18 protein-coding genes are annotated in these 25,835 nt (G+C 65.1%); 9 read left to right on the forward strand and 9 right to left on the reverse strand.

The window, feature by feature from the left end; all coding sequences use genetic code 11:
* Window positions 1–215: 215 nt before the first annotated feature.
* Window positions 216–2,153, forward strand: a complete 1,938-nt coding sequence (locus CSV86_RS33870) for a methyl-accepting chemotaxis protein (protein WP_037061624.1) — start codon at window positions 216–218, stop codon at window positions 2,151–2,153.
* 85 nt (window positions 2,154–2,238) lie between these two features.
* Here CSV86_RS33870 and CSV86_RS28090 read toward each other — a convergent pair whose 3' ends face one another.
* Window positions 2,239–3,279, reverse strand: coding sequence for a threonine aldolase family protein (locus CSV86_RS28090; RefSeq protein ID WP_009404113.1), 1,041 nt, complete (start codon window positions 3,277–3,279; stop codon window positions 2,239–2,241).
* 341 nt (window positions 3,280–3,620) lie between these two features.
* On the opposite strand from CSV86_RS28090, the gene CSV86_RS28095 reads away from it, so the two are divergent.
* From CSV86_RS28095 to fdhA, 7 genes are all read left to right on the forward strand, one after another.
* Window positions 3,621–4,874, forward strand: a complete 1,254-nt coding sequence (locus CSV86_RS28095; protein WP_009404114.1) for a serine hydroxymethyltransferase — start codon at window positions 3,621–3,623, stop codon at window positions 4,872–4,874.
* Between the two features lie 15 nt (window positions 4,875–4,889).
* Window positions 4,890–6,140 (forward strand): sarcosine oxidase subunit beta family protein, encoded by a 1,251-nt coding sequence (locus tag CSV86_RS28100; protein WP_009404115.1) that lies wholly within the window; start codon window positions 4,890–4,892, stop codon window positions 6,138–6,140.
* A 14-nt stretch (window positions 6,141–6,154) separates the two neighbouring features.
* Entirely contained in the window at window positions 6,155–6,484 is a 330-nt protein-coding gene (locus tag CSV86_RS28105) for a sarcosine oxidase subunit delta (protein WP_009404116.1), read from the forward strand.
* Window positions 6,481–9,498, forward strand: coding sequence for a sarcosine oxidase subunit alpha (locus CSV86_RS28110; RefSeq protein WP_009404120.1), 3,018 nt, complete (start codon window positions 6,481–6,483; stop codon window positions 9,496–9,498). The genes CSV86_RS28105 and CSV86_RS28110 overlap by 4 nt, the downstream gene beginning before the upstream one ends.
* 153 nt (window positions 9,499–9,651) lie before the next feature.
* Window positions 9,652–10,284 (forward strand): sarcosine oxidase subunit gamma, encoded by a 633-nt coding sequence (locus CSV86_RS28115; RefSeq protein WP_009404122.1) that lies wholly within the window; start codon window positions 9,652–9,654, stop codon window positions 10,282–10,284.
* An 11-nt stretch (window positions 10,285–10,295) separates the two neighbouring features.
* A complete protein-coding gene (purU, locus tag CSV86_RS28120; protein WP_009404124.1) occupies window positions 10,296–11,153 on the forward strand; it encodes a formyltetrahydrofolate deformylase in 858 nt (285 codons plus the stop codon).
* 252 nt (window positions 11,154–11,405) lie between these two features.
* Entirely contained in the window at window positions 11,406–12,605 is a 1,200-nt protein-coding gene (gene fdhA, locus CSV86_RS28125) for a formaldehyde dehydrogenase, glutathione-independent (protein WP_009404126.1), read from the forward strand.
* Window positions 12,606–12,758: 153 nt separating this feature from the next.
* On the opposite strand, the gene CSV86_RS28130 is transcribed toward fdhA, so the two are convergent.
* The 8 genes from CSV86_RS28130 to glnE all read right to left on the reverse strand — a co-directional run bounded on the left by CSV86_RS28130 (window position 12,759) and on the right by glnE (window position 22,795).
* Complete coding sequence (locus CSV86_RS28130) at window positions 12,759–14,201, reverse strand: lipopolysaccharide kinase InaA family protein (protein ID WP_009404128.1); 1,443 nt, start codon at window positions 14,199–14,201, stop codon at window positions 12,759–12,761.
* Complete coding sequence (locus CSV86_RS28135) at window positions 14,201–14,953, reverse strand: lipopolysaccharide kinase InaA family protein (RefSeq protein WP_009404129.1); 753 nt, start codon at window positions 14,951–14,953, stop codon at window positions 14,201–14,203. The genes CSV86_RS28130 and CSV86_RS28135 overlap by 1 nt, the downstream gene beginning before the upstream one ends.
* Window positions 14,950–15,684: a lipopolysaccharide kinase InaA family protein gene (locus CSV86_RS28140; RefSeq protein ID WP_009404130.1), complete on the reverse strand. Its 735-nt coding sequence runs from the start codon at window positions 15,682–15,684 to the stop codon at window positions 14,950–14,952. The genes CSV86_RS28135 and CSV86_RS28140 overlap by 4 nt, the downstream gene beginning before the upstream one ends.
* Window positions 15,684–16,490, reverse strand: coding sequence for a lipopolysaccharide core heptose(I) kinase RfaP (gene rfaP, locus CSV86_RS28145; RefSeq protein ID WP_009404131.1), 807 nt, complete (start codon window positions 16,488–16,490; stop codon window positions 15,684–15,686). Before rfaP ends, CSV86_RS28140 begins: the two co-directional genes overlap by 1 nt.
* Window positions 16,487–17,611 (reverse strand): glycosyltransferase family 4 protein, encoded by a 1,125-nt coding sequence (locus tag CSV86_RS28150; RefSeq protein ID WP_009404133.1) that lies wholly within the window; start codon window positions 17,609–17,611, stop codon window positions 16,487–16,489. Before CSV86_RS28150 ends, rfaP begins: the two co-directional genes overlap by 4 nt.
* Complete coding sequence (waaC, locus tag CSV86_RS28155; protein WP_009404135.1) at window positions 17,611–18,672, reverse strand: lipopolysaccharide heptosyltransferase I; 1,062 nt, start codon at window positions 18,670–18,672, stop codon at window positions 17,611–17,613. The genes CSV86_RS28150 and waaC overlap by 1 nt, the downstream gene beginning before the upstream one ends.
* A complete protein-coding gene (waaF, locus tag CSV86_RS28160) occupies window positions 18,673–19,719 on the reverse strand; it encodes a lipopolysaccharide heptosyltransferase II (RefSeq protein ID WP_009404137.1) in 1,047 nt (348 codons plus the stop codon).
* A 142-nt stretch (window positions 19,720–19,861) separates the two neighbouring features.
* Window positions 19,862–22,795 carry a bifunctional [glutamate--ammonia ligase]-adenylyl-L-tyrosine phosphorylase/[glutamate--ammonia-ligase] adenylyltransferase gene (gene glnE, locus CSV86_RS28165; RefSeq protein WP_009404139.1) on the reverse strand — a complete coding sequence of 978 codons (2,934 nt, stop codon included), beginning with the start codon at window positions 22,793–22,795 and terminating at the stop codon, window positions 19,862–19,864.
* Window positions 22,796–23,179: 384 nt separating this feature from the next.
* Here glnE and aceE point away from each other — a divergent pair, with 384 nt between their 5' ends.
* Window positions 23,180–25,825 (forward strand): pyruvate dehydrogenase (acetyl-transferring), homodimeric type, encoded by a 2,646-nt coding sequence (gene aceE, locus CSV86_RS28170; RefSeq protein WP_009404141.1) that lies wholly within the window; start codon window positions 23,180–23,182, stop codon window positions 25,823–25,825.
* Window positions 25,826–25,835: the final 10 nt, after the last annotated feature.

The following is a 25,835-nucleotide window of genomic DNA, read 5'->3' on the forward strand; positions in this document are numbered from 1 at the left end:
CCCAATATTTGTGGGGGCTGTACCGGCCTCATCGCTGGCAAGTCGGGGCGCCGAACCGCAGCTCCCACAGGTTCCGAGTGATCCCCGCCTTTTTTCACTGACCCTACGTTTTGTCCGGGATATTGTCGTGCCCGTCTGGAAATATCGTATACCTGTGTTGTATACAATTGGCCTGTCATTTGCACTACAGGCTTTTATTTCCTCGAGGAACACCCATGCACTTCTGGCGGCGCAGTATCCAATGGCAATTGATAGCAAGCATGGGCGCAGCCCTGTTGGCGAGCATCCTGATCGTGGTGGCGATCTATACCGTGGCGGTCAACCGCCTGACCGAGCGTTACCTGGTGGACACGGCGCTGCCGGCCAGCATTGAGGCGATTCGTAACGACATCGAGCGCATGCTGGCCAGGCCGCTGACCGCAGCGGCCGATATCGCCTGGAACCCCATGCTGCGCGACTGGCTGGCAGCCGGGGAAGATCCGGCGCAGACCCCGGCGGTGGTCGAATACCTGGACACCCTGCGCGACAAGAACAAGGCCTTCACCTCGGTCTATGCCTCGACCCTGAGTAACCACTACTACAACGAGAAGGGCCTGGACCGCACCCTTAGCCGCAGCAATCCCGCGGACAAATGGTTCTACGGCTTCATCGACAGCGGCAACCAGCGGGTGCTCAACATCGATACCGACACCAGCACCGGCGAACTGGCACTGTTCATCGATTACCGGGTGGAAAAGGACGGCCGGCTGGTCGGTGTGGGTGGCCTCGGCCTGCGCATGACCGAGTTGTCCGAACTGATCCACGATTTCAGCTTCGGCGAGCACGGGCGGGTGATGCTGGTGCGCAACGATGGCCTGATCCAGGTTCATCCGCAGACCGAACATGGCGGCAAGCGCCAACTGGCCGAGCAGATTGGCGAAGCGGCGGCGCAGGCCATCCTGCTCAACAGTGATGGCTTCGAGAACGTGAGCTTCGAGCGCGACGGTGAAACCTGGCTGGCCCTGAGCCTGCCACTGCGGGACCTGAATTGGCGGCTGGTGGCAGAAGTGCCGCAGGCGCAGATCTATGCGCAGGTGAAGCAGACCGTATGGCTGACCAGCCTGACCGGCGCCGCCGTGGCCCTGTTGTCGCTGCTGCTGGTGGTGTGGTTGGCGCGAGGCATCGTGCGGCCGCTGCGCCAGGTCACCGCCGCGCTGGGCGCGATCGGCGATGGCGGCGGCGACCTCAGCCATCGCCTCGACGAGAGCCGGCGCGATGAACTGGGTGACCTGGCCCGTGGCTTTAACCGCTTCCTCGACAGCCAGCGCAAGCTGATCGGCGAGGTACTGCGCACCAGCGAAGAACTGCACAAGGCGGTGGGGCAGGTGATCCATGTGGTGGTCAGCACCGCCGAGCGATCGTCGCAGCAGCAGGCGATGACCGAGATGGTCGCTACCGCCGTGCACGAGATGGGCCTGACCGTGCAGGAAATCGCGCAGAACGCCGGGGAAGCGGCGCACGCCTCGCAGACCGCCCGGGACGAAGCCTTGCAGGCACGCAGCGTGGTGCAGCGCTCGATCGCCCATATCGAAGGCATGTCGGGCGAGATCGGCACGGCGGCCGGGGCCGTCAGCCAACTGGCCGAGGAGGTGGCGTCGATCGACAAGGTGCTGGCGGTGATCCGCAGCATTTCCGAACAGACCAACCTGCTGGCGCTCAATGCGGCCATCGAAGCGGCGCGGGCCGGGGAGATGGGCCGTGGTTTCGCCGTAGTGGCCGACGAAGTGCGCACCCTGGCGCAGCGCACGCAGGTGTCCACGGGCGAGATCCAGCAAATGATCCAGCGCCTCAAGCAGGGCACCGGCACGGCGGTGGACTCGATGCATGCCGGGCAGGCGGCGACGGGGACGGGAGTGGAGTCCAGCCAGTTGACCGGTGCATCGTTGACCACCATTACCGGGCAGGTCGAGCGGATCAGCGATATGAACCTGCAGGTGGCAACGGCGACCGAGGAGCAGTCGGCGGTGACCGAAGAGATCAACCGCAATGTGCAGGGGATTTCCGAACTGGCCCGGCAGACGGCGGTGGAGGTGCAGGGCTGCCGGCAGGATTGCGAGGCGTTGCAGCGGCTGGCGGATGACCTGGCCCGGCAGATGGGCGGTTTCCGGCTCTAGATCACTATCGCTGGCAAGCCAGCTCCCACAGGGTTCTGCAGCGACGCGGACATTGTGGGAGCTGGCGTTGCCAGCGATGAGGCCCTCAGCCCCCCATCACAGCCCGGATATCCGCCGCCAATTCCCGCACCCGGGCTTCCTCGGTGTCCCACGAACACATGAACCGCGCCCCACCGCTGCCAATGAAGGTGTAGAACCTCCAGCCTTTATTCCGCAGCTGTTCCAGCGCCGCCTCCGGCATCTGCAGGAACACCCCGTTGGCTTCCACCGGGAACATCAGTTCGACCCCCGGGACATCCGCCACCAGGCCGCTCAGCAACTGCGCGCAATGGTTGGCATGCTGCCCGTGACGCAGCCACGCGCCGTTTTCCAGCAGGCCTACCCAGGGCGCTGACAGGAAGCGCATCTTCGAGGCCAGTTGCCCGGCCTGCTTGCAGCGGTAGTCGAAGTCCTCGGCCAGCTTGCGGTTGAAGAACAGGATCGCTTCACCCACCGCCATGCCGTTCTTGGTGCCGCCGAAGCACAGCACGTCGATCCCGGCTTTCCAGGTCAGTTCCGCCGGCGAGCAGCCGAGGAAGGCGCAGGCGTTGGCGAAGCGGGCGCCGTCCATGTGCAGGTTCAGCCCCAGTTCCTTGCAGGTCTCGCTGATCGCCTTGAGTTCTTCCGGGCGGTACACGCTACCGACCTCGGTGGCCTGGGTGATGGTCACCACGCGCGGCTTGGGATAGTGGATGTCCTGGCGCTTGAGCGCCACTTCACGGATCGATGCCGGCGTCAGCTTGCCGTTCTCGCTGCGCGCGGTGAGCAGCTTCGAGCCGTTGGAGAAGAATTCCGGCGCACCGCATTCGTCCGTCTCGACGTGGGCAGTCTCGGAGCAGATCACGCTGTGGTAGCTCTGGCACAGGGACGACAGGGCCAGGGAGTTGGCCGCGGTGCCGTTGAAGGCGAAGAACACTTCGCAGTCGGTTTCGAACAACTGGCGGAAATGGTCGGCGGCGCGGGCCGTCCACTGGTCGTCGCCGTAGGCGCGTTCGTGACCCTGGTTGGCCTTTTCCATGGCGGCCCAGGCTTCCGGGCAGATACCGGAATAGTTGTCACTGGCGAATTGCTGGCTTTGTTCTGTCATGGCTCGGGTCCTGTTAGCAAGGCAGGGGAGCACTCTAAAGCATGGCCTGTCAGGTTGCCTATACAACCTGGTTTCGATGTCGTTTTCAGGGGCCTCATCGCTGGCAAGCCAGCTCCCACAGGGACTGTACACGCCGCACCTGTGGGAGCTGGCTTGCCAGCGATGAGGCCCGAAAGAGCGACTATCGCAAACAAGACAAAACAATGTCGTAAACGCACCTTTGCGTGGCGTGCGCAGGCATCTGGCAGGGCCGTCCCGGTCATACCATCGCTGCAAAGGACACCCGTCAATGACACGGGTTCCACTTAAATAAGAGCCCCACCGCTGCCGGGAGAAATGCGATGTTCAGCAAGCAAGACCAGATCCAGGGTTACGACGATGCACTGCTGGCGGCCATGAACGCCGAAGAGCAACGCCAGGAAGATCACATCGAGCTGATCGCCTCGGAGAACTACACCAGCAAGCGCGTCATGCAGGCCCAGGGCAGCGGCCTGACCAACAAGTACGCCGAAGGCTATCCGGGCAAGCGCTACTACGGCGGTTGCGAGCATGTGGACAAGGTCGAGGCCCTGGCCATCGAGCGTGCCAAGCAGCTGTTCGGCGCCGACTACGCCAACGTCCAGCCACACTCCGGTTCCTCCGCCAACGGCGCGGTGTACCTGGCCTTGCTGCAGGCCGGCGACACCATCCTGGGCATGAGCCTGGCCCACGGCGGCCACCTGACCCACGGCGCCAAGGTGTCTTCCTCCGGCAAGCTGTACAACGCGGTTCAATACGGCATCGATACCAACACCGGCCTGATCGACTACGACGAAGTCGAGCGCCTGGCCGTCGAGCACAAGCCGAAGATGATCGTCGCCGGCTTCTCCGCCTACTCCAAGACCCTCGACTTCCCGCGCTTCCGCCAGATCGCCGACAAGGTCGGTGCGCTGCTGTTCGTCGACATGGCCCACGTCGCCGGCCTGGTCGCCGCCGGCCTGTACCCGAACCCGCTGCCGTATGCCGACGTGGTCACCACCACCACCCACAAGACCCTGCGCGGTCCTCGTGGCGGCCTGATCCTGGCCAAGGCCAACGAAGAGATCGAGAAGAAGCTCAACGCCGCGGTCTTCCCTGGCGCCCAGGGCGGCCCGCTGATGCACGTGATCGCGGCCAAGGCCGTGTGCTTCAAGGAAGCCCTCGAGCCTGGCTTCAAGGCCTACCAGCAGCAAGTGATCGAAAACGCCCAGGCCATGGCTGGCGTGTTCATCGATCGTGGCTACGATGTAGTGTCCGGCGGCACTGACAACCACCTGTTCCTGGTCAGCCTGATCCGCCAGGGCCTGACCGGCAAGGATGCCGATGCCGCCCTGGGCCGTGCCCATATCACCGTCAACAAGAACGCCGTGCCCAACGACCCGCAGTCGCCTTTCGTGACCTCGGGCCTGCGCATCGGTACCCCGGCCGTCACCACCCGCGGTTTCAAGGTTGCCCAGTGCGTGGCCCTGGCCGGCTGGATCTGCGACATCCTCGACAACCTCGGTGACGCCGATGTGGAAGCCGATGTGGCGCGCAACGTGTCGGCACTGTGTGCGGACTTCCCGGTTTACCGCTGAGTGGAGCAAAGAACCATGCAACGTTATTCGGGCTTCGGCCTCTTCAAGCATTCCCTCAGCCATCATGAGAACTGGCAGCGCATGTGGCGCACGCCAACGCCGAAGAAAGTCTACGACGTGGTCATCGTCGGCGGCGGCGGCCACGGCCTGGCCACGGCCTACTACCTGGCCAAGGAACACGGCATCACCAACGTGGCCGTGATCGAGAAGGGCTGGCTGGGCGGCGGCAACACCGCGCGCAACACCACCATCGTGCGCTCCAACTACCTGTGGGACGAGTCGGCACACCTGTACGAACACGCCATGAAGCTTTGGGAAGGCCTGTCCCAGGACATCAACTACAACGTGATGTTCTCCCAGCGCGGCGTCTACAACCTGTGCCACACCCTGCAGGACATGCGTGACTCCGAGCGCCGGGTCAACGCCAACCGCCTCAACGGCGTGGACGGCGAACTGCTCAACGCGAAACAGGTGGCGGAAGAAATTCCCTACCTGGACTGCTCGAAGAACACCCGCTATCCGATCATCGGCGCCACCGTGCAGCGCCGCGGCGGCGTGGCCCGCCACGATGCCGTGGCCTGGGGCTTCGCCCGTGCCGCCGATGCCCTGGGCGTCGACCTGATCCAGCAGACCGAAGTGATCGGCTTCCGCAAGGAAAACAACACCGTGATCGGCGTGGAAACCAACAAGGGCTTCATCGGCGCCAAGCGCGTCGGCGTGGTCACCGCCGGTAACTCCGGGCACATGGCGCGCCTCGCCGGCTTCCGCCTGCCGCTGGAATCCCACCCGCTGCAAGCGCTGGTGTCCGAGCCGATCAAGCCGATCATCGACAGCGTGATCATGTCCAACGCCGTGCACGGCTACATCAGCCAGTCCGACAAGGGCGACCTGGTGATCGGCGCCGGTATCGACGGCTGGGTCGGCTACGGCCAGCGCGGCTCGTACCCGGTGATCGAGCACACCCTGCAGGCCATTGTGGAAATGTTCCCGATCCTCTCCCGCGTGCGCATGAACCGCCAGTGGGGCGGCATCGTCGACACCAGCCCGGACGCCTGCCCGATCATCTCCAAGACCCCGGTGAAGAACATGTTCTTCAACTGCGGCTGGGGCACTGGCGGCTTCAAGGCCACCCCGGGCTCGGGCAACGTCTTCGCCGCCAGCCTGGCGAAGGGCGAAATGCACCCGCTGGCCAAACCGTTTTCCATCGACCGTTTCCACAACGGCGCCCTGATCGACGAACACGGCGCAGCCGCCGTCGCCCACTAACAGGAGAATCCATCATGCTGCACATCTTCTGTCCACACTGCGGCGAACTGCGGTCCGAGGAAGAGTTCCATTCGGCCGGTCAGGCGCACATCCCGCGTCCGCTGGACCCGAACGCCTGCACCGACGAGCAGTGGGGCGACTACATGTTCTTCCGCGACAACCCGCGCGGCCTGCACCACGAACTGTGGATCCACGCTGCCGGTTGCCGCCAGTACTTCAACGCCACCCGCGACACCGTGACCTACGAGATCCTGGAAACCTACAAGATCGGCGCCAAGCCGCAAGTCACCGGTAAAAGCAGCGCCCCGCAGTTGGTCGCCAACGGCCAGGGAGAAAAGGTATGAGCCAGGTTTATCGTCTTTCCAGCGGCGGCCGCATCGACCGCAGCAAGGTCCTGAACTTCACCTTCAACGGCCAGACCTACCAGGGTTATGCCGGTGACACCCTGGCCGCTGCGCTGCTGGCCAACGGCGTCGACATCGTCGGGCGCAGCTTCAAGTACTCGCGTCCGCGCGGCATCATCGCCGCCGGTGCCGAGGAGCCGAACGCCATCCTGCAGATCGGCGCCAGCGAAGCCACCCAGGTGCCGAACGTGCGTGCCACCCAGCAGGCGCTGTACTCCGGCCTGGTGGCCACCAGCACCAACGGCTGGCCGAGCGTGAACAACGACGTCATGGGCATCATCGGCAAGGTCGGCGGCAAGATGATGCCGCCGGGCTTCTACTACAAGACGTTCATGTACCCGCAGTCGTTCTGGATGACCTACGAGAAGTACATCCGCAAGGCAGCCGGCCTGGGCCGCGCGCCACTGCAGAACGACCCGGACACCTACGACTACATGAACCAGCACTGCGACGTGCTGGTGGTCGGCGCCGGCCCCGCCGGCCTGGCTGCCGCCCTGGCCGCAGGCCGTAGCGGTGCGCGGGTGATCCTCGCCGACGAACAGGAAGAGTTCGGTGGCAGCCTGCTCGACAGCCGCGAAAGCCTCGACGGCAAGCCGGCGACCGAATGGGTTTCCGCTGCGGTCAACGAACTCAAGGGCATGCCGGAAGTCACCCTGCTGCCGCGTGCCACCGTCAACGGCTACCACGACCACAACTTCCTGACCATCCACGAGCGCCTGACCGACCACCTCGGTGATCGCGCGCCGATCGGCCAGGTTCGCCAGCGCATGCACCGCGTGCGTGCCAAGCGCGTGGTCCTGGCCACCGGCGCCCACGAGCGTCCGCTGGTCTACGCCAACAACGACGTACCGGGCAACATGCTGGCCGGTGCCATTTCCGTCTATGTGCGCCGCTACGGCGTGGCCCCAGGCCGCAAGCTGGTGCTGTCGACCAACAACGACCATGCCTACCGCGTGGCCCTCGACTGGCACGACGCCGGCCTGCAAGTGGTCGCCATCGCCGACGCGCGCCACAACCCGCGTGGTTCGCTGGTGGAAGAAGCGCGGGCCAAGGGCATTCGCATCCTCACCTCCAGCGCCGTGGTCGAGTCCCGCGGCAGCAAGCGCGTGACCGGTGCCCGTGTCGCTGCCATCGACGTCAAGGCGCACAAGGTCACCAGCCCCGGCGAGTGGCTGGACTGCGACCTGATCGGCAGCTCCGGTGGCTACAGCCCGGTCGTGCACCTGGCTTCGCACCTGGGTGGCAAGCCGGTCTGGCGTGAAGACATCCTCGGCTTCGTACCGGGCGATGCGCCGCAGAAACGTGTGTGCGTCGGTGGCATCAATGGCGTCTTCGCCCTGGGCGACAGCCTGGCCGACGGCTTTGCCGGTGGCGCCCTGGCCGCCGCCGAGGCCGGCTTCAAGGCTCCGGCCGTGACCGTGCCGAAGACCCTGGCGCGCCAGGAAGAAGCCACCGTCGCACTGTTCCAGGTCCCCCACGACAAGAGCACTGCCCGCGCACCGAAGCAGTTCGTCGACCAGCAGAACGACGTCACCGCCGCCGCCATCGAACTGGCGACCCGCGAGGGCTTCGAGTCGGTCGAGCACGTCAAGCGCTACACCGCGCTGGGCTTCGGTACCGACCAGGGCAAGCTGGGCAACATCAACGGCCTGGCGATCGCCGCGCGCTCCATGGGCATCACCATTCCGGAAATGGGCACCACCATGTTCCGCCCGAACTACACGCCGATCACCTTCGGCGCGGTTGCCGGGCGTCACTGCGGCCACCTGTTCGAGCCGGTGCGCTTCACCGCGCTGCATGCCTGGCACGTGAAGAACGGCGCCGAGTTCGAGGATGTCGGCCAGTGGAAACGGCCGTGGTACTTCCCGCGTGCCGGCGAGGACATCCACGCCGCCGTGGCCCGTGAATGCAAGGCCGTGCGCGACAGCGTGGGCCTGTTGGACGCTTCGACCCTGGGCAAGATCGACATCCAGGGCCCCGATGCCCGTGAGTTCCTCAACCGCATCTACACCAACGCCTGGACCAAGCTCGACGTGGGCAAGGCGCGCTACGGCCTGATGTGCAAGGAAGACGGCATGGTCTTCGACGACGGCGTGACCGCCTGCGTCGGCGACAACCACTTCATCATGACCACCACCACCGGCGGCGCGGCCCGTGTGCTGCAATGGCTGGAGATCTACCAGCAGACCGAATGGCCGGACCTGAAGGTGTACTTCACCTCGGTCACCGACCATTGGGCGACCCTGACCCTGTCCGGCCCGAACAGCCGCAAGCTGCTCAGCGAGGTCAGCGATATCGACCTGGACAAGGACGCCTTCCCGTTCATGAGCTGGAAGGAAGGCCTGGTCGGCGGCGTGCCGGCGCGGGTGTTCCGGATTTCCTTCACCGGCGAGCTGTCCTACGAGGTCAACATCCAGGCCAACTATGCCATGGGCGTGCTGGAGAAGATCGTCGAGGCCGGCAAGAAGTACAACCTGACCCCGTATGGCACCGAGACCATGCACGTACTGCGGGCGGAGAAGGGCTTCATCATCGTCGGCCAGGACACCGACGGCTCGATGACCCCGGACGACCTCAACATGAGCTGGTGCGTCGGCCGCAACAAGCCGTTCTCGTGGATCGGTCTGCGTGGCATGAACCGCGAGGACTGCGTGCGCGAAAACCGCAAGCAACTGGTGGGCCTCAAGCCGGTGGATCCGACCAAATGGCTGCCGGAAGGTGCACAACTGGTGTTCGATCCGAAGCAACCGATCCCGATGGACATGGTCGGCCACGTCACCTCCAGCTACGCCGCCAACTCCCTGGGCTATTCGTTCGCCATGGGCGTGGTCAAGGGCGGCCTCAAGCGCATGGGCCAGCGCGTCTACTCGCCGCAGGCCGATGGCAGCGTGATCGAGGCGGAGATCTGTTCTTCGGTGTTCTTCGATCCGAAAGGTGAGCGGCAGAACGTTTGACGGAGTGCCTGTGGGGGCTGTGATGGCCTCATCGCTGGCACGCCAGCTCCCACAGGGTCCGGTGCATGCAGTACCTGTGGGAGCTGGCTTGCCGGCGATGAGGCCCTCGAAAGCGACACAGGTCCAACAGAATTCAAGGCAGGTATGAAAAAGATGAGCGCCATCAACGTCTACGAACAACGCCCTGGCTCCGACGCCAAGGCCGAATCGCCGCTGCACCACGCCGACCTGTCCAGCCTGGTCGGCAAGGGCCGCAAGAACCCGGGTGTCACGCTGCGCGAAAAGAAATTCCTCGGTCACCTGACCCTGCGCGGCGACGCCCATGACCCGGCTTTCGCCAGCGGCGTATTCAAGGCCATCGGCCTGGAATTGCCGGTGGCCCTGACCGTGGTCGCCAACGGCGAGATGTCCCTGCAATGGCTCGGCCCGGACGAGTGGCTGCTGATCGTGCCCGGCGGCCAGGAAGTCCCGGTGGAGAACGCCCTGCGCGAAGCGCTCGCCGGCCAGCATATCCAGGTGGTCAATGTCAGCGGCGGGCAGACCCTGCTGGAACTGAGCGGCCCGAAAGTCCGCGAAGTGCTGATGAAGTCCACCAGCTATGACGTGCACCCGAACAACTTCCCGGTCGGCAAGGCCGTCGGCACCGTGTTCGCCAAGTCGCAACTGGTGATCCGCCGTACCGGCGAGGAAACCTGGGAACTGCTGATCCGCCGCAGCTTCTCCGACTACTGGTGGCTGTGGCTGCAGGACGCCTCCGCCGAATACGGCCTGGCCATCGAAGCCTGAGGAGTATCGCCATGAGCCGTGCCCCGGACACCTGGATCCTCACCGCCGACTGCCCGAGCCTGCTCGGCACCGTGGATGCGGTTACCCGCTTCCTCTACGAGCAGCGCTGCTATGTCACCGAGCACCACTCGTTCGATGACCGGCTGTCCGGGCGCTTCTTCATCCGCGTCGAATTCCGTCAACCCGAGGACTTCGATGAACACGCTTTCCGTGCCGGCCTGGCCGAGCGTGGCGAGGCCTTTGGCATGGCCTTCGAGCTGACCGCACCGAACCACCGGCCCAAGGTGGTGATCATGGTTTCCAAGGCCGACCACTGCCTCAACGACCTGCTCTATCGCCAGCGTATCGGCCAGCTGGGCATGGACGTGGTGGCGGTGATTTCCAACCACCCGGACCTCGCACCCCTGGCCGAGTGGCACCATATTCCGTACTACCACTTCCCGCTGGATCCCCATGACAAGCCGGGGCAGGAGCGCAAGGTCCTGCAGGTGATCGAGGAGTCCGGCGCGGAGTTGGTGATCCTCGCCCGCTACATGCAGGTGCTGTCGCCCGAGCTGTGCCGCCGCCTGGACGGTTGGGCGATCAATATCCACCACTCGCTGCTGCCCGGGTTCAAGGGCGCCAAGCCGTATCACCAGGCCTACAACAAGGGCGTGAAGATGGTCGGCGCCACGGCGCACTACATCAACAACGACCTCGACGAAGGCCCGATCATCGCCCAGGGTGTGGAAGTGGTGGATCACAGCCACTATCCCGAGGACCTGATTGCCAAGGGGCGGGATATCGAGTGCCTGACGTTGGCGCGGGCTGTGGGGTATCACATCGAGCGGCGGGTTTTCCTGAACGCCAATCGAACTGTAGTGCTCTGACTGGCCTCATCGCTGGCAAGCCAGCTCCCACAGGGTCCGCTGCATGCAGTACCTGTGGGAGCTGGCTTGCCAGCGATTTGCATTTCTGAAACCGACAAAAACCTGCCGCCGGTAGATAACTGGCTGTCGCATCCAGTCACTGCATTCACGGCAGGCAGGCCCACAATTCCCCCATTCCAGTAACACATGCCGCCCATGGACGGTGGCGCTTCAACCAACGCTGCATAATTACAAATCAAGCGAGGTAAGAGCATGTCTGGCAATCGTGGAGTGGTGTATCTCGGCGCCGGAAAGGTCGAGGTGCAGAAGATCGATTATCCGAAGATGCAGGACCCGCGCGGTCGCAAGATCGAGCACGGGGTGATCCTCAAGGTGGTGTCCACCAATATCTGCGGCTCCGACCAGCACATGGTGCGCGGCCGGACCACCGCCCAGGTCGGCCTGGTCCTGGGTCATGAAATCACCGGCCAGGTGGTGGAGAAGGGCAGCGATGTCGAGAACCTGAAGATCGGCGACCTGGTGTCGGTACCGTTCAACGTCGCCTGCGGCCGCTGCCGCTCCTGCAAGGAACAGCACACCGGCGTGTGCCTGACCGTCAACCCGGCCCGTGCCGGTGGTGCCTACGGTTATGTCGACATGGGCGACTGGACCGGCGGCCAGGCCGAATACGTGCTGGTGCCGTATGCCGACTTCAACCTGCTGAAACTGCCGGACCGCGACAAGGCCATGGAGAAGATCCGCGACCTGACCTGCCTGTCCGATATCCTGCCGACCGGCTACCACGGTGCGGTGACTGCCGGCGTAGGCCCGGGCAGCACCGTCTATGTGGCCGGCGCCGGCCCTGTCGGCCTGGCCGCTGCTGCCTCGGCGCGCCTGCTCGGTGCGGCGGTGGTGATCGTCGGCGACGTCAACCCTGTCCGTCTGGCGCACGCCAAGGCCCAGGGCTTCGAGATCGCCGACCTGTCCCAGGACACCCCGCTGCATGAGCAGATCGCCAACCTGCTGGGTGAGCCGGAAGTGGATTGCGCTGTCGATGCGGTCGGCTTCGAGGCCCGTGGTCATGGGCATGCCGGGGCCAAGGCGGAAGCACCGGCCACGGTACTCAACTCGTTGATGCAGGTCACCCGCGTGGCCGGCAAGATCGGTATCCCGGGCCTGTACGTGACCGAGGACCCGGGGGCGGTGGATGCCGCGGCGAAGATCGGTGCCCTGAGCATCCGCTTCGGCCTGGGCTGGGCCAAGTCCCACAGCTTCCACACCGGCCAGACCCCGGTGATGAAGTACAACCGCGCGCTGATGCAGGCGATCATGTGGGACCGCATCAACATCGCCGAGGTGGTCGGGGTGCAGGTCATCAGCCTGGACCAGGCACCGGAAGGCTATGGCGAATTCGATGCCGGTGTGCCGAAGAAATTCGTGATCGACCCGCACAAGATGTTCAGTGCGGCGTAAGCGGACATGAAGAAGGGGCCACGTCTGGCCCCTTTCTTATGGGGTGCACCGAACCTGTGGGAGCTGGCTTGTCGGACCGCCGAACCGCAGCGATAGCTGTGGTGAATTCACTACAGCTATCGCTGGCAAGCCAGCTCCCACAGGTTTTGTGTGTCAGTCGGAGAGTTTCGGCAGGCACTCGTCCAGCCGCTTGTACAGCGCACTCTCCGCCGGCCAGTTGCGCAGCAACCGCGCGCGGTCCTTGGCGAAGGCCGGGGCGAAGCTCATCTGCGTCGCGTGCTGGCTCATGGCGTCCAGGTCGATCAGCGCCCATTGCCCGTCCTGCCAGAACAGGTTGTAGGCCTTGAGGTCGCCATGGCTGATGCGCTCGTGGATCAACCGGGCGAGCAGGTTCTGCAACGCTGCCAACTGATCTTCCGGCACCTCGCCGCTTTCCACGTAGGGCGCGAAAGCAGTCATCAGGTCCGGCCCTTCCAGCCATTCCGTCACCAGGTACGCCTTGCCCCGCAGCCCCAGCGTACGTGTTTCCAGCACCGCCAGCGGTTTTGGCGTGGCGAAGCCGAGGAACGCCAGGCGATGCCCTTCGATCCATGAATGCCAGGCCCGGCTCGGGCGCCAGAAGCGCTTGAACCAGTGGGCTGCATCCTTGATGTTGTAGCGCTTGATCACCAGTGGCCGGCCCTGGAACTCGACCCGTGCTACGCTGGCGGCGCCACCGGTCTTGTACAGGTGGCCCTGGTCGATCAGCGCGTCGGCCTGCTCCAGTACCGGCAGCATCGCCGCCACTTCCGTGCGCGGGATGGCCCGCAGGCCGGAAGCCCCGCGCTCCACCGCGAACAGCGTGCAGTCGCGCCCGGCTTTTTCCAGGTAGTCCTTCATACGCCAGTGACGCACCTTGTCGATCTGTTTCTGCAATGCTTCCAGCGGCAGGGCGTGCTCGCTGTTGGCCAGCAGGTAGTGCACCAGCAGCTCTTCGATGAAGGGTTCCAGGCGCTTGGGCAACTGGGCGAAGAGCACGCCGAGGTTCTGCAATACCTGCTGGCGCGACAACGGCTGCCCCGGCGTCTCGGCCTTGATGCCGCCACCGTCGATGATGAACAGCTGGCCGTTGTGGCGCAGCAGGTTGTCCAGGTGCAGGTCGTCCTGCCACAGGCCCTTGGCATGCAACTGCGCCACGGCAGCCAGGGCTTCGCCGAGCACCAGGCTCTGCGCGTCGCTCAGCGGCGCCTGCCCCTCGACCTCGGCCCAGGCATCGCCCAGGCTGCGCGAGCCTTCGAGGAATTCGAACAGCAGCCAGCCGCCCTGGCCTTCTTCCAGGCCGTCGGCGAGCAGCAGCGGGGTGGTCACGCCGTTGTCCGCCAGCAGGCGCACCCCGGCCAGTTCGCGCTGAAAGTGGCGGGCGGCATTGCTGCCGACCAGCAGCTTGGCCAGCACCGGCCTGCCGCGCCAGACACCCGCGCCGACGTAACGCTGCCCCGGCAGTACCCGCAGCAGGCTGAGCAGTTGCAGTTCAGCGCTGCCGGCAGCATCGGCCAGAGTGATGCCCAGGGGCAATTGCGGGGTACGGCCGGCATCCTTGAGTTCAGACAGGCGCATCAGCGGGTCTCCTTGTGACGACGGCGGTGCAGCAAGCGTTGCAGCCAGGCCTGCACCAACGAGCTGTCCGCCGGCTGGTCGAGGTACGCGGCCAGCAGCAGGCGGATCTGCGCCTCGCTCCACACCGGGGCGCGGCGCAGCAGCGGTTCCAGGTCCTTGAGCCGGTCGCGCTGGCCGAACAGCAGCGGGCGGGTCTTTTCCAGGTCGATCAGCTGCGCGTTCCAGCCGTCGCCGCGTTCGCGCAGGAAGATGTGCTTGGGATAGAAGCAGCCATGCACCTGCCCGGCACCGTGCAGGGTCCGCGCCAGCTGGCCGCAGGCACGGAGGATGCCGTGGCGCTGGCCATCGTCCAGTTCCTGCCACTGGCCGAGCAGCAGGTCGAGGTCGGTCCATTCATCGAGGGCGCGGGTCATCAGGATCGCACGACGCTGGCCCTCGACCTTGCGCTCGCCGTAGTACACCGCCTGCAGGGCCGGGATATGCAGCTTCTGGTAACGGCTGATATTGCGGAATTCGCGGGCGAAGGTCGGCTCGCCGAAGGGGGCGTGCAGGGTATGGGTCAGGTAGTCGCTTTGGCGCTTGAGGTAGAACCCCTTGCCCTCCAGCTCCAGGCGGAACACGCTGCTCCAGCCACCGCGTCCGGTGTTGGGCTCGTCCACCGCGTCCAGTTGCAGCGCCCAGAGCTGCTCGAAGCCGTTCAAGCCATGGCGTTCGAGCAGCGCCACGTCGGCACTGGCGACAAAATCACTCATTCACGTCCCTCGAAAAACTTCACGATGTGGCGGATGCGCTTCTTGTCCGACGCGTTCAGGCGTTCGCGCTGGCGGTATTGCAGGTAGAAGCGCAGGCGCTGGGTGGCGGAAAGATGGTACTTCGCCACTTTATCCAGGCACGCCAGGTCCTTGGTGATGCGGTAGCGCAGCATGAAGCCCCACCAGAAGTCGCCGGTGGGGCAGTCGATGAAGAATAGCGTGCCGTTATCGTCCACCAGGAGGTTGCGCCACTTCAGGTCGTTGTGGGTGAAGTGGTGGTCATGCATCACCCGGGTATGCCGGGCCAGTTGGCGGCTCAGGTGATCGACCCACTGGCGGTCGCGCAGGCGCGCATCGTTGCGTTCGGCCAGGGCCGAGAGGTCTTCGGTGCGCGGCAGCTCGCGGGTGATCATGGCGCCGCGGCCGAAGCTCAGGCCGTTGCGCTCCAGGCCGCAGGCAACCACTTCGGCGGTGGGGATCTGCCATTTGGCGAACTGCTTGAGGTTCTGCCATTCGGCCTTGATCCGCGGCCTGCCCAAGTAGCGGCGCAGATGCTTGCCGGCGCCGGTGTAGCGTTTGACGTAGTAGTTGACCCCGTCACGCTCGACGCGGATCACTTCGCTCAGCGGATCGCGGGTCAGATGCTCGCCCTTGAGGGCGAAGACCGCGTCAATGCTGCCGAAATCCTCTGCCAGGGCCGCGTACTTCGGCTCCAGTGTCCAACCCGCCATCAGAGCGCGTCCCCATACCGTTGCTTGCGCTCATAGAGCTTTTGCGCCTTGCCGTCCAGCCAGCGCAGCAGGCTCGCCTGCTCGGCCAGGACCTGGCGCAGCGGCTGCCTGAAGTAACCGCGCAGGAAGCGCAGCTTGTCGCGCCGGGTAAGGCCGATGTCCAGCGCCGAGAAGTACAGGGCAGCCAGGTCCTTGTCGCGCCAGCGCCGGGTGATCCTGTCACGGGTCTGGGCGCGGTGCAGGTCGATGACCGACAGGCGGAAGTCATCCGCCGTCACCGGGCGGTCGGTGTGCAGGAGGAAGTGGCAGATGTAGCAGTCGCGATGGTTGACCCCGGCGCGGTGCATGCTGCCGGTCATCTTCGCCACCTCGGCGATCAGGGCGCGTTTGAGGCGCGGCTCGGGCGGCTGCCTGGCCCAGTCGATGCTGAAATCTTCCAGGCTGATGGTCGGTGCCAGCTCCTCGGTGACGATGAACGAATGCTGGGTCGCCGGGTTGCTGCCGCGCTCGCCGAAGGCCACGGCGGTCATGGTCGGCACGCCGGCTTCATGCAGGCGCTGGATAGCGGTCCACTCCTGGCCGGCACCGAGCACCGGCAGCTTGGCGCTGAACAGGTTCTTGAAGATCTCGCCCCAGCCGATGCCACGGTGGATCTTGACGAAGAAGCCCTCGCCAGCGACCTCGGTGCGCAGCGTGCGGCGGCCTTCCAGCTCGCGGTAGACCTCGCCCTGCAGGGCCTCGACCGCCTCGAAGGGGTCGCGTCCGGTCCAGAGCCGCTTGAACGGCTCCTTGAGTATCAGTTTCATGAGCGCTCCTGACCGAGGATCACGTCGGCGGCATGCTCCGGCATGCTGTACAGATCGGCGGTTTCGGCGAAGGCCAGGCCGTTCTGGCCCCAGCTGGCGCGGGCGGCGGGATCTTCGAGCATGCGTTGCAGGTAGCTGTTCAACTGCTCCTGCTCGAAAGGTTCGTCCAGCACCAGGCCGCTGTCGGCCTCGGCGATGTAATGGGCGTAGCCGCAGACCGCAGTGACCAGCACCGGCAGCCCGGCGACCAGCGCCTCGAGCAGCACGGTGCCGGTGTTTTCGTTGTAGGCCGGGTGGATCAGCAGGTCGGCGCCGAGCAGGAAACGCGGTATATCGCTGCGTCCCTTGAGGAACTGCACCTGGTCGCCGAGGCCGAGGGTGGTGGCCTGCAACTGGAAGACCTTGGGATCGTCCTGGCCGATGACCATCAGCCGCGTGCGCTTGCGCAGGGCCGGGGGCAGGGCGGCCAGGGCCTTGAGGCTGCGGTCGGTGCCCTTGGTCTTGAAGCCGGAACCGATCTGCACCAGCAGCAGGTCGTCCTCGCCCAGCTTGAATTCACGACGGAACCCGGCGCGGATCTCAGCGGCATTGGCCGGGGCGCGGCGGTCCTGGGAGATGCCCGGCGGCAGCAGGTGGAAACGTTCTTCCTGGGTGCCGTAGTGCTTGATGAACAGCGGCTGCTGGACTTCGGAAATCATCAGGATTTCGGTTTTCGCCTCGCGATCGAACACCGCACGCTCGTACTCGGCGAAGTGCCGGTAGCGGCCCCAGCGGCGGTACAGGCCGCCTCGCAGGGTCTGGGCCTTGTCTTCGAAGCAGCCGTCGGCGGCGTAGTAGACGTCCAGGCCGGGCATCTTGTTGAAACCGATCAGGCGGTCCACCGGGCGTTTGGCCAGGTCCGCCGCCATCCAGGCGCTGAGCTTTTCATTGCGGCGGTGGTTGAACAGCGCCTTGACCGGCGCCACCAGCACCTCGAAGCCGGGTGGTACGTCGCCTTCCCAGATCAGGGTGTAGACACGAATCCGGTGCCCGCGGCGCTGGCACTCCAGGGCGATGCGCATGAAGTCGCGCTGCAGGCCGCCGAAGGGGAAATACTTGTAGAGCACGAAAGCCAGTTGCATCAACGAACATCCTCGGCCCGCAGCAGCTCGCCCAGCTGGCGCGCTACCCGTTCGGGATTCAGGCGAGTGAAGCACAGTGGCCACTCACGTTTGAGATCGAACCGGCGCAGGTCCTCGACGCTCGGCTTGTAGTTGCATTTCTTGCGCAGGCAGGGCGCGCAGGGGAAGTCGCTGGCGACATGCACCTGGGACTTGCCATAGGCTCCGGTCAGGCCCGGGTTGGTCGGGCCGAACAGGGAAACGGTCGGCACGTCCAGCGCTGCCGCCAGGTGGCCCAGCCCGGTATCCACCGCGACGCAGGCCTTGGCCGACGCCAGTACCCGGGCTACCCCGGCCAGGTTCAGCCTGGGCAGCACCCGGGCATTCTTCAGGTCCTGGGCGATGCGCTCGGCGCGGGCTTTTTCCACCGGGTTGCCCCAGGGCAGGCACACGTGCAGGCCGGCCCGGCCCAGGCGTTCGGCCAGCTGGCGCCAGTACAGCTCGGGCCAGTGCTTGGTGTCCCAGGTGGTGCCGTGGAGAAACACTACATAAGGGGCGACACCGACCTCTTCAAGGCGGCTGCGGTCCAGGCCGTAGTTACCGATGCCCTCGGGAATGTCGTAACCCAGGGCCAGGGCGAACAGCTGGCGGATGCGCTCCACCGCGTGCTGGCCCTTGGCAACCGACAGACGGCGGTCGTAGAAGCGGCTGGAGAAACCCTCGCGCGCCGAGTACCGGTCGAGGCCGGCAATTGGCGTCTTCTTCACGTAGCGGGTCAGCCAGGCGCTCTTGACCAGGCCCTGGGCGTCGATCACCAGGTCGTACTTTTGCTCGCGGATGCGCTTCTTGAACTGGCGCCACTCGCCATTCCTGAAGGTCTGCCAGAGGTTCTTGCGCCAGCGGCGGATGGCCACCGGGATCACCTGGTCCACTGCCGGATGCCAGGTCGGGATCTCGGCGAAGCCTTCTTCCACCACCCAGTCGAAGCGGATGCCCGGGATGGCGTGGGCCGCATCGGTCAATGCCGGCAGGGCGTGGATCACATCGCCGAGGGATGAGGTCTTGATCAGCAGAACCCGCACTTAATCAACCTCGGTGATATCGACCAGCGCCGGGCCGTCGAGTCGTTGCAGGGCGCCGTTGACCGCACCCGGTTCGAGCAGGCGCAGGCAGTTGTAATGGCCATAGCGGCAGGTGCGGTCGAAGCACGGGCTGCACTCGATGCCCAGGCGCACTACTTCCACCTGGTCGGCCAGGGGCGGGGTGAAGCCCGGCGAGGTGGAGCCGTACACCGCCACCAGCGGGCGGTTCAGCGCGGCAGCGACGTGCATCAGGCCGGAGTCGTTGGACACCACCGCGTCGGCGCAGGACAGCAGGTCGATGGCCTCGGCCAGGGAGGTTTCGCCGGCGAGGTTCACGGATTCTTCGCGGAACCCCGGGATCAGGCGCTCGCGGATCTGCTCGCCGACCGGGTGGTCGTTCTTCGAACCGAACAGCCAGACCTGCCAGCCTTCGCGGATTTTCGCCTCGGCGACCTTGGCGTAGTGCTCGGCAGGCCATTTCTTCGCTTCGCCGAACTCGGCGCCGGGGCACAGGGCCAGGACCGGGCGATCCAGCTCCAGGCCGAACTTGGCCAGGGCGGTGTCGCGGCTGGCGGCTTCGATCTGCAGGGCCGGGCGCGGATACGGCTGCGGCAGATCGCTGCCGGCCGGGTATGCGAGGGCCATGAAGCGCTCGATCATCAGCGGGTAGCGCTCTTTATCCAGGCGACGCACGTCGTTGAGCAGGCCGTAGCGGAATTCGCCACGCCAGCCGGTGCGCTTGGGGATTTTCGCGAAGAACGGCACCAGTGCCGATTTCAGCGAGTTGGGCAGGAGGATCGCCTGGTCGTACTGGCCGACCAGCGACTTGCCGATGCGCCGACGGGTGGCGAGGTCGAGCACGCCATGGCCGAGCGGGAAGCTCAAGGCCTGGCGAACCTGCGGCATGCGTTCGAGGATCGGCCGGCTCCATTCGGGCGCCAGCACGTCGATCACGCAATCGGCGTGACGCTGCTTCAGGACCTGGAACAGCGTCTGCGCCATTACCATGTCGCCCACCCAACTGGGCCCTATGATCAAAATTCTCATGCTTTATCCAGAAACGATCAGGGAGGCTGCAGCCTGTCTTGCAACAGCACTGGCCTCCCTTCTTTATATATTCAGGCTCGGTGACAACCGTCCACGACGCTCAGTGTAGGCGGGCTTCCTGCCGCCGGGTCCCGATCACGTTTCAGCTCAGTCCCAGTTCGCTCCAGATCCGCCGTACCTGCTGGCGCTCGTTGACGAACTGCCCGGCATCGATCACCCCGGCCTGTTTCTGCAAGGCCTGGCGGTGAGCGGCGGAGCGGAACGCCTTGTACACCTCGCGCAGCAGCACCGCATCGCTGGCCGGGACCAGCCCGGCGTCCTCGAGGCCTTCGAGGATGCGGATATTGTCGGTGTAGCGCAGCAGCGCCGGATGGCTGTGGGACCAGGCGAGCGCGGCGTATTGCACCATAAATTCAATATCGACGATACCACCGGCATCCTGCTTGATATCGAAGGGAACGCCGCTGTCGTAGGCATTGGCGGCGGTTCCGGCGGCGGTGGATTTGGTTCCGAGGTTGTCGCGCATCTTGGCGCGCATCTCGCTGACCTCGCTGCGCAGGCCGGCCAGGTCGCGCTGCTTGCCCAGGACACGGGCCCGCACGCCCTCGAAGGCCGCGCCGACCTGCGGGCAACCCACCAGCACCCGGGCGCGGACCAGGGCCTGGTGTTCCCAGGTCCAGGCTTCGTTCTGCTGGTAGCGCTCGAAGGCGCCGACCGAGCTGACCAGCAGCCCGGAGGCGCCGGAGGGTCGCAGGCGCATGTCCACGTCGTAGAGCTGGCCGGAGGCGGTCTGGGTGGTCAGCAGGTGGATGATGCGCTGGCCCAGGCGGGTAAAGAATTGGGCACTGTCGATGGGCTTGGCGCCGTCGGTCTCGGCCTGCGGATCGCCGTCGTGGATGAACACCAGGTCGAGGTCCGAGCCATGTCCCAGCTCGATGCCGCCGACCTTGCCGTAGCCGACGATGATGAAGCCCGGATCGCACGGGCTGCCGTCGCTGCGCTGGGGCCGGCCATGGCGGGCCACGGTCTGGCGCCAGGCCAGGGCCAGCACCTGGTCGAGGATGGCCTCGGCAAGCCAGGTCAGGTAGTCGCTGACCTTCATCAGCGGCAGGCTGCCGGCGATTTCCGACGCGGCGACCCGCAGGCTGTGGGCCAGCTTGAAGTGGCGCAGGGCTTCCATCTGCTGTTCGAGGTCGTCCTCGGGAATGCGGGTCAGGCGTTCGCGCAGCTCGGCAGCCAGTTCAGGGGCCAGGGGCGGGCTGAACAGGCGGCTTTCGTTGAGGAGTTCGTCGAGCAGCAGCGGGAAGCGGGCGATCTGTTCGGCGATCCAAGGGCTGGCCGCGCACAGGGTCAGCAGGCGGCGCAGGGCGCCGGGGTTTTCGGTGAGCAGCACCAGGTAGGCCGAACGCCGGGCCACGGCTTCGACCAGGGGCAGGACACGCTCCAGCACCAGGTCGGGGTCGTCGTGCTCCACGGCCTGGGCCAGCAGGCGCGGGATAAAGGCATCGAGACGTTCGCGGCCGAGGCGCTGCATCGCGCGCAACTGCGGGCTGGAACGCAGGCCGGCGAGCAGTTTGATGGCCCGCGGTGCATCGCGGAAACCGGCATCTTCCAACTGACGGCAGGCGGCTTCCTCGTCCTGGGCTTCTTCCCAGAGCGGCAGCCACTCGCCACCGACCACCACCTCGCCTTCGCCTTCGTCCTCATCCGGGTCGGCGATGACCTGGCGGAAGTGCCAGTCGATACGGGCGCGCCAATGCATCAGCCGGTCATGGAACGCGGCCCAGTCCGGGAAACCGAGCATGAAGGCGATGCGCGCACGGTCGAGGTCGCCGTCGGGGAGCATCTGGGTCTGGCGGTCGGCGATGGCCTGGATCGCGTGCTCGGTGTAGCGCAGGAACATATAGCCCTCGCGCAGTTCCTCGACCACCGGCGCGGGCAGGTAGCCCTGGCCTTCGAGGGTCGCCAGCACCTTGAGCAACGGGCGCTGTTGCAGGCTCAGGTCGCGGCCACCGTGGATCAGCTGGAAGGCCTGGGCGATGAATTCCACCTCGCGGATACCCCCGGCACCGAGCTTGATGTTCCCGGACATGCCCTTGCGCCGGACCTCCTGCTGGATCAGCTGCTTCATGGTGCGCAGCGCTTCGATCGCCGAGAAGTCCAGGTAGCGGCGGTAGACGAAGGGCCGCAGCATTTCCAGCAACTGGCTGCCGGCCACCTGGTCGCCGGCGACAACCCGGGCCTTGATCATGGCGTAGCGTTCCCAGTCGCGGCCCTGGTCCTGGTAGTACTGTTCCAGGGCATTGAAGCTCAGGGTCAGGGCGCCGGCCGAGCCATAGGGGCGCAGGCGCATGTCGACGCGGAAGACGAAGCCGTCGACGGTGATCGGGTCGAGGGCCTTGATCAGGCGCTGGCCGAGACGGTTGAAGAACTCCTGGTTATCCAGCGAGCGCTTCACGCCTTCGGTCTCGCCGCCTTCGGGGAAGGCGAAGATCAGGTCGATGTCCGACGACAGGTTCAACTCCACTGCGCCGAGCTTGCCCATGCCCAGCACCACCATCTGTTGCGGCTGGCCGCTGCGGTTGCCGATCGGCGTACCGAATTGCTGGCAGTGGCGCGGATAGAGCCATTGATAGGCCTGGTCGATGGCGGCGTCGGCCATGCCCGAGAGGTCGCGGCAGGTTTCCACCAGGTCGGCCTGGCGGGTCAGGTCGCGCCAGATGATCCGTACCTGGTGCCGGGTGCGCTGGCGGCGCAGGTTGCGCGCCAGTTCGTCCTCGGTGGTCGCGGTCTGGGCGGCGGCGGCCAGTTGCGCGCACAGTTCGCCCGGCGCGAAACGCCGCTCCAGCTCGCCGCTTTCGGCCAGCGACAGGAGCATGGCCGGGTCGCGCAGGCTCTGTTCGAGAACGAATTCGCTGGCGGCGGCGACCCGGGCGAACGCGGCCCAGCGCTCGGCGGTCCAAGCGTCGAGGCTCAGGCCATCGACAGCGGCCACGGCGCTGCGCAGCGACTGTTCATTGCTGCCGGTCAGGTGTTGGAGGGTATCTGGCAGTGCGACCAGCGAAGGCAGGCTCATGGTCTATCCTTGATCGGCGGGCAAAAGCAGGTGGTGGCTACAGCGTCAGGGCGTGGCCCGGGCTGGACTGTCGTACAAAAGTTGAAAATAGCGGCATTTGCGTTTTTCTTGGCAGAAATCATCGCGAGAAGCCTTTTGTCGACCGGTTTCGAATCACCGGTATCGTTTTTTCCCACAAGCCGTTAGCAAGGCTCGGATGGGTTTGATGTAGTTTTACTACTGCTTTTTTCAGTAGAAGGCGTGTAAAGGCGGATCGATTTGTAGTAAAACTACACGCCGCCGAGACCACCCTCGGTAATCCAAGAATTCATGTCGTCTGCCCAAAAGGCCAGTCGCAAACTTCAGGCAACCGATTCTGGAAGCCTTTCCGCCCTGGAGCAAGCCATGCAAGACCTCGATCCCGTCGAAACCCAGGAATGGCTGGACGCCCTTGAGTCGGTCCTCGACAAAGAAGGCGAAGACCGCGCTCACTACCTGATGACCCGTATGGGCGAGCTGGCCACCCGTAGTGGCTCGCAGCTGCCATACGCAATCACCACGCCGTATCGCAACACCATTCCGGTAACCCACGAAGCACGCATGCCTGGCGACCTGTTCATGGAACGCCGCATTCGCTCGCTGGTTCGCTGGAACGCCCTGGCGATGGTCATGCGCACCAACCTGAAGGACTCGGACCTGGGTGGTCACATCTCCTCGTTCGCCTCCAGCGCCACGCTGTACGACATCGGCTTCAACTACTTCTTCCAGGCTCCTACCGAGGAGCATGGCGGCGACCTGATCTTCTTCCAGGGCCACGCTTCTCCAGGCGTGTACGCCCGTGCCTTCATGGAAGGCCGCATCAGCGAAGAGCAGATGAACAACTTCCGCCAGGAAGTCGATGGCAACGGCCTGTCGTCCTACCCGCACCCATGGCTGATGCCTGACTTCTGGCAGTTCCCGACCGTTTCCATGGGTCTGGGTCCGATCCAGGCGATCTACCAGGCGCGCTTCATGAAGTACCTGGAAGCCCGCGGCTACATCCCTGCCGGCAAGCAGAAAGTCTGGTGCTTCATGGGCGACGGCGAGTGCGACGAGCCGGAATCCCTGGGCGCGATCGCCCTGGCCGGCCGCGAGAAGCTGGACAACCTGATCTTCGTCATCAACTGCAACCTGCAGCGCCTCGACGGCCCGGTTCGCGGCAACGGCAAGATCATCCAGGAACTCGAAGGCGTGTTCCGTGGCGGTGGCTGGAACGTCAACAAGGTGGTCTGGGGCCGCTTCTGGGATCCGCTGCTGGCCAAGGACACCGACGGTATCCTGCAGCGCCGCATGGACGAAGTCATCGACGGCGAGTACCAGAACTACAAGGCCAAGGACGGCGCGTTCGTCCGTGAGCACTTCTTCAATACCCCGGAACTCAAGGCCATGGTCGCCGACCTGTCCGACGACGAGATCTGGAAGCTCAACCGTGGCGGCCACGACCCGTACAAGGTCTATGCGGCCTACCACCAGGCGGTCAACCACAAAGAGCAGCCGACCGTCATCCTGGCCAAGACCATCAAGGGCTACGGTACCGGTGCTGGCGAAGCCAAGAACACTGCGCACAACACCAAGAAGGTCGATGTCGAGAGCCTGCGTCACTTCCGCGACCGCTTCGACATCCCGGTCAAGGACGAAGAGCTGGAAAACCTGCCGTTCTTCAAGCCTGAAGAAGGCAGCGCCGAAGCTCGCTACCTGGCCGAGCGCCGCGCCGCACTGGGCGGTTTCGTACCGCAGCGCCGCAGCAAGTCGTTCAGCATCCCGACGCCTCCGCTGGAAACCCTGAAGGCGATCCTGGACGGTTCGGGCGACCGTGAAATCTCCACCACCATGGCCTTCGTGCGGATCCTCGCGCAACTGGTCAAGGACAAGGAAATCGGCCAGCGCATCGTCCCGATCATCCCGGACGAAGCCCGTACCTTCGGTATGGAAGGCATGTTCCGCCAACTGGGCATCTACTCGTCCGTGGGCCAGCTCTACGAGCCGGTCGACAAGGACCAGGTGATGTTCTACCGCGAGGACAAGAAGGGCCAGATCCTCGAGGAAGGCATCAACGAAGCCGGCGCCATGTCGTCGTTCATCGCGGCCGGTACCTCGTACTCGAACCACAACCAGCCGATGCTGCCGTTCTACATCTTCTACTCGATGTTCGGCTTCCAGCGTATCGGCGACCTGGCCTGGGCGGCCGGCGACAGCCGTACCCGCGGCTTCCTGATCGGCGGTACCGCCGGCCGTACCACCCTGAACGGTGAAGGCCTGCAGCACGAAGACGGTCACAGCCACATGCTTGCCGGCACCATCCCGAACTGCCGCACCTATGATCCGACCTACGGCTACGAGCTGGCGGTGATCATCCAGGACGGCATGAAGAAGATGACCGAAGAGCAGCAGGACGTCTTCTACTACATCACCGTGATGAACGAAGCCTACACCCAGCCAGCCATGCCGGCCGGCGTCGAGGAAGGCATCATCAAGGGCATGTACCTGCTCGAAGAAGACACCCGCGACGCGGCGCACCACGTCCAGCTGCTGGGCTCGGGCACCATCCTGCGCGAAGTCCGCGAAGCGGCGAAGATCCTGCGCGACGAGTACAACGTCGGCGCCGACGTCTGGTCCGTCACCAGCTTCAACGAACTGCGTCGCGACGGCCTGGCCGTAGAGCGCAGCAACCGCCTGAAGCCGGGCCAGAAGCCTCAGGTCACCTACGTCGAAGAGTGCCTGGCTGGCCGCAAGGGCCCGGTCATCGCCTCCACCGACTACATGAAGCTGTTCGCCGAGCAGATTCGCCAGTGGGTGCCGAGCAAAGAGTTCAAGGTCCTGGGTACCGATGGCTTCGGTCGCAGCGACAGCCGCAAGAAGCTGCGTCACTTCTTCGAAGTCGACCGTCACTTCGTCGTGCTGGCTGCCCTGGAAGCCCTGGCTGACCGCGGCGAGATCGAACCGAAGGTGGTGGCCGACGCCATCGTCAAGTTCGGCATCGACCCGGACAAGCGCAACCCACTGGACTGCTGAGGAGTATTTT

Source organism: Pseudomonas bharatica CSV86, assembly GCF_000319305.2.
Taxonomy (GTDB): Bacteria; Pseudomonadota; Gammaproteobacteria; order Pseudomonadales; family Pseudomonadaceae; genus Aquipseudomonas; species Aquipseudomonas bharatica.

Bases quoted from the DNA above. Each gene is read 5' to 3' on its own strand.
- CSV86_RS28115 (WP_009404122.1), top strand. From the start codon at position 9,652: ATGAGCGCCATCAACGTCTACGAACAACGCCCTGGCTCCGACGCCAAG.
- CSV86_RS28135 (WP_009404129.1), bottom strand. From the start codon at position 14,953: ATGAGTGATTTTGTCGCCAGTGCCGACGTGGCGCTGCTCGAACGCCAT.
- CSV86_RS28095 (WP_009404114.1), top strand. From the start codon at position 3,621: ATGTTCAGCAAGCAAGACCAGATCCAGGGTTACGACGATGCACTGCTG.
- CSV86_RS28150 (WP_009404133.1), bottom strand. From the start codon at position 17,611: ATGCAACTGGCTTTCGTGCTCTACAAGTATTTCCCCTTCGGCGGCCTG.
- fdhA (WP_009404126.1), top strand. From the start codon at position 11,406: ATGTCTGGCAATCGTGGAGTGGTGTATCTCGGCGCCGGAAAGGTCGAG.
- CSV86_RS28140 (WP_009404130.1), bottom strand. From the start codon at position 15,684: ATGGCGGGTTGGACACTGGAGCCGAAGTACGCGGCCCTGGCAGAGGAT.
- CSV86_RS28130 (WP_009404128.1), bottom strand. From the start codon at position 14,201: ATGCGCCTGTCTGAACTCAAGGATGCCGGCCGTACCCCGCAATTGCCC.
- CSV86_RS28100 (WP_009404115.1), top strand. From the start codon at position 4,890: ATGCAACGTTATTCGGGCTTCGGCCTCTTCAAGCATTCCCTCAGCCAT.
- CSV86_RS28110 (WP_009404120.1), top strand. From the start codon at position 6,481: ATGAGCCAGGTTTATCGTCTTTCCAGCGGCGGCCGCATCGACCGCAGC.
- rfaP (WP_009404131.1), bottom strand. From the start codon at position 16,490: ATGAAACTGATACTCAAGGAGCCGTTCAAGCGGCTCTGGACCGGACGC.
- aceE (WP_009404141.1), top strand. From the start codon at position 23,180: ATGCAAGACCTCGATCCCGTCGAAACCCAGGAATGGCTGGACGCCCTT.
- CSV86_RS33870 (WP_037061624.1), top strand. From the start codon at position 216: ATGCACTTCTGGCGGCGCAGTATCCAATGGCAATTGATAGCAAGCATG.
- waaF (WP_009404137.1), bottom strand. From the start codon at position 19,719: ATGAGAATTTTGATCATAGGGCCCAGTTGGGTGGGCGACATGGTAATG.
- purU (WP_009404124.1), top strand. From the start codon at position 10,296: ATGAGCCGTGCCCCGGACACCTGGATCCTCACCGCCGACTGCCCGAGC.
- glnE (WP_009404139.1), bottom strand. From the start codon at position 22,795: ATGAGCCTGCCTTCGCTGGTCGCACTGCCAGATACCCTCCAACACCTG.
- CSV86_RS28105 (WP_009404116.1), top strand. From the start codon at position 6,155: ATGCTGCACATCTTCTGTCCACACTGCGGCGAACTGCGGTCCGAGGAA.
- CSV86_RS28090 (WP_009404113.1), bottom strand. From the start codon at position 3,279: ATGACAGAACAAAGCCAGCAATTCGCCAGTGACAACTATTCCGGTATC.